Below are 2,997 nucleotides of genomic sequence, written 5' to 3'. Positions count from 1 at the left end.
CAACGGTTTGTGTATAGTTTCGTTGCGTGAAAATCCGAAGGATTTTCGGGTTAAGAAACTAAGATAATAAAGTTGCGAGGATTTTCCGTGAGGAAAATCGGAAGCAATGAATTATACACGGTGTTGTAGCCAGTTTTTTTATCTGTCCCAACCATCAATTAAATACTTTTTTTCGGCTAATTTCTTTTCAATTCCTGTTTCTTTTGACTTAAACCACATTTCAAATCGAACAGGATAAAATTGTTCAAAAGTTCCTTCGTAAATAAGACTTTCTCCTTCGTAAAGTTTATAGTCATTTGATAAATCAGATATTTTGTTTTTTGTCCGATTTTCTAATTCAGGTTTAGATAATTCAATGTTTTGTGTTAACTCAATTGCTTTTACATAAATTTCTCCTTTTTCTATTGGTTTATGCCACATGTGAAAATTATATCCAAAGTATCCGTTTCCAGTAACTTCTATTCTGTCTTGAGTCAAAGAATTTATATTTGAATATCCTAATTGTTCTTTCGGTTTTTCAAACCTCATATTTTCTGGAATTTCAATATTCATAAACTTTGATTCATAGTACGAATCATAAATAAGGATTCCACTAAAAGCAATTATTGGAATTAAAATTAATACTCCAATTACTATAAATATGATTTTGAGTACTTTCATTTCTCAAATTGGCTACAACGTTCTGTGTATGGACAGTAGGGCAGATTGAAGCGATTCACTCTCGGTTTACCACTAAGCCAAAACAAACGTTTTTACTTTTAATTTTCTTTTTTGTTAAACGTCAAAACTTTGTTTTGGCGTTGCCTGCTCAAAGAACAGGACTTTTAATTTATTTCTAAATGCCCTATTGGCTATACACCTTGTTAGCACACGTTTTTATTTTACCAGAACTTCCACCAAGGTTTCTTAATACCTCTCAGATGTTGGTCGATAAAATCTTTTGTAGTCTTTTGACTTTGATCCCCTTTAAGAATTGTCCAAGCGATATTATCCCAATCAGACTGAATTTCAAGTCCAAAATTTTGAGAATATCTTTCTAGACTATCAAAGTCAAATAGATATGATATCTCATCATCATATTCTTGCTTTTCACCAGGCTCTTCTTCTTCAAAATCATAAGGAGCTCCAAAATTTATTGGTTCAATATCATCTCCATAGCAAACTTCAATTTCTCTTTTCTTTTCACCATTTAGAAATTGAGAAAAGTAATAATAGTCTACCGTATTCTGTCCGATTGTGACAATGACAATGCAATTGAGTTCTTCTGAAATTCGTTGAGCCCAATTTTCAATTTTACTGGCAGAATTATAAAGCACTGTTATCCAGTTTTTCTGTATTTCAGAGAATAGGATATAATTAGGGTTGGCTTTTTCATCCATTAAAAACGAATCATGAAAATCTTCAGGTATGTTTCCATTAGATGACTCTGTGATTCCTGAAAGTTCTTTTAAAATATTAGTTGCTTTTTCGGAATTTGAAGAGTTAATATAAAATCTTGTCCATGTTGCCATTCTTGTTCTTTTAATGTGTGCTAACGGTTTGTGTATAGTTTCGTTGCGTGAAAATCCGCTAGGATTTTCGTGTTAAGAAACTAAGATAGTAAAGTTGCGAGGATTTTCCGCGAGGAAAATCGGAAGCAATGAATTATACACGATGTTACCTGCTGGCTTTATTATTTCCACGTTACTTAATTGAGTCAGTTTTATAAAGTTTGTCAGTGTTTTTTAAGCTCATTTTTATTCCGATAACAATGGTTTGAATAATACCAATTCCCCAATATATTGGATAAATAAAATAAGTATAAAGTAATTCAGTACTGTCTGGATTCCCAACAATTGTTTTTACTCTTTGTATTTCAAAAAAACTTGAAATAGTCGGCAGTAAAAGTCCAAATAGTATTCCGACAATTATTGTCAATATACATCCTTTACCTTCTCCAATTTCTTTTTTCCAAAAAAGGATGTTTAGGAAAATCAAAAATCCAAAAATAATGTAGTCTAAATACCCTAATATCATTTTTTTAGCTTGCAGGTAACGGTTTGTGTATAGTTTCGTTGCGTGAAAATCCGCAGGATTTTCAGAGTTAAGAAACTAAGGTAGCAAAGTTGCGAGGATTTTCCGTGAGGAAAATCGGGAGCAATGAATTATACACGGTGTTAGCGGTTGTTTTTTATTTCAATTATTAGTTCAGGAGGATGGCATAAAGTTGGTTCCCATTTAATTTTTTTTAAACCTCCCTCAACATCAAATATCTGCATCATGATATTCTCTCCTTTTTGTTCATTTTGAATGATATTATAAATTTCGTCAGTTATCTTATTGCCTTTAACAATTATGGTGGAGTATCCTGGGATTTTAACCTTAAATCCAGTTATTTCAAAGAGGCTATTATAAATGAAGTCTTCATGATATGCACTTATAACGGCATTTTTTAATTGGTTTTTACTTATTAAGTTGTTACTATTTATTCCGTTGATTTTATATTGTGCATAGCATTTTAAGTTTTTAGTTTTAAAACTATAATTAATAGAATCTACTTTACTGTTTTTATTGTAAGTAATTATTTTAATAGTTTTTTTGTTGTTATAATGAATTAGATACTTGTTGTCCTCATTAGGTGTAATAATTTTGTTATTGTCTAGGACAACTATGCTTTCAGATTTTGGGGAGTTTATACTTACGTAATTTTCAATACGATTGTAAATTATTTCGGGATCAACAATTAGTTTTGATTTACAAGAACAAAGAAATAAAAGTGATATTAAAAGGATTATTTTGTTTAACATTTTCTAGAATTACCGCTAACGGTTTGTGTATAGTTTCGTTGCGTGAAAATCCGCAGGATTTTCGTGTTAAGAAACTAAGATAGCAAAGTTGCGAGGATTTTCCGTGAGGAAAATCGGAAGCAATGAATTATACACTGCTTAAGTTTACAAACTATTATTTTAGAAGCATTAATCAGAAAGAACAAAAGAGAGGAGTAAGGTTCAGATACAC

4 protein-coding genes are annotated in these 2,997 nt (G+C 30.9%); all 4 read right to left on the bottom strand.

The genetic code is table 11. The annotated features are described in order from the left end of the window. Nucleotides 1–138: 138 nt before the first annotated feature. Nucleotides 139–660: a hypothetical protein gene (locus tag ZA05_RS00210; RefSeq protein WP_053989856.1), complete on the bottom strand. Its 522-nt coding sequence runs from the start codon at nt 658–660 to the stop codon at nt 139–141. 221 nt (nt 661–881) lie between these two features. After that, nucleotides 882–1,511: a hypothetical protein gene (locus ZA05_RS00205; protein WP_053989855.1), complete on the bottom strand. Its 630-nt coding sequence runs from the start codon at nt 1,509–1,511 to the stop codon at nt 882–884. A 172-nt stretch (nt 1,512–1,683) separates the two neighbouring features. After that, a complete protein-coding gene (locus ZA05_RS00200) occupies nt 1,684–2,016 on the bottom strand; it encodes a hypothetical protein (protein ID WP_053989854.1) in 333 nt (110 codons plus the stop codon). Between the two features lie 140 nt (nt 2,017–2,156). After that, nucleotides 2,157–2,786, bottom strand: a complete 630-nt coding sequence (locus ZA05_RS00195) for a GldM family protein (protein WP_053989853.1) — start codon at nt 2,784–2,786, stop codon at nt 2,157–2,159. Nucleotides 2,787–2,997 lie beyond the last annotated feature (211 nt).

Origin of the sequence: Mangrovimonas sp. TPBH4, assembly GCF_001280505.1 — a bacterium.
In the GTDB taxonomy this organism is placed as follows: domain Bacteria; phylum Bacteroidota; class Bacteroidia; order Flavobacteriales; family Flavobacteriaceae; genus Mangrovimonas_A.
This window is presented reverse-complemented; position numbering and strand designations above follow the sequence as displayed.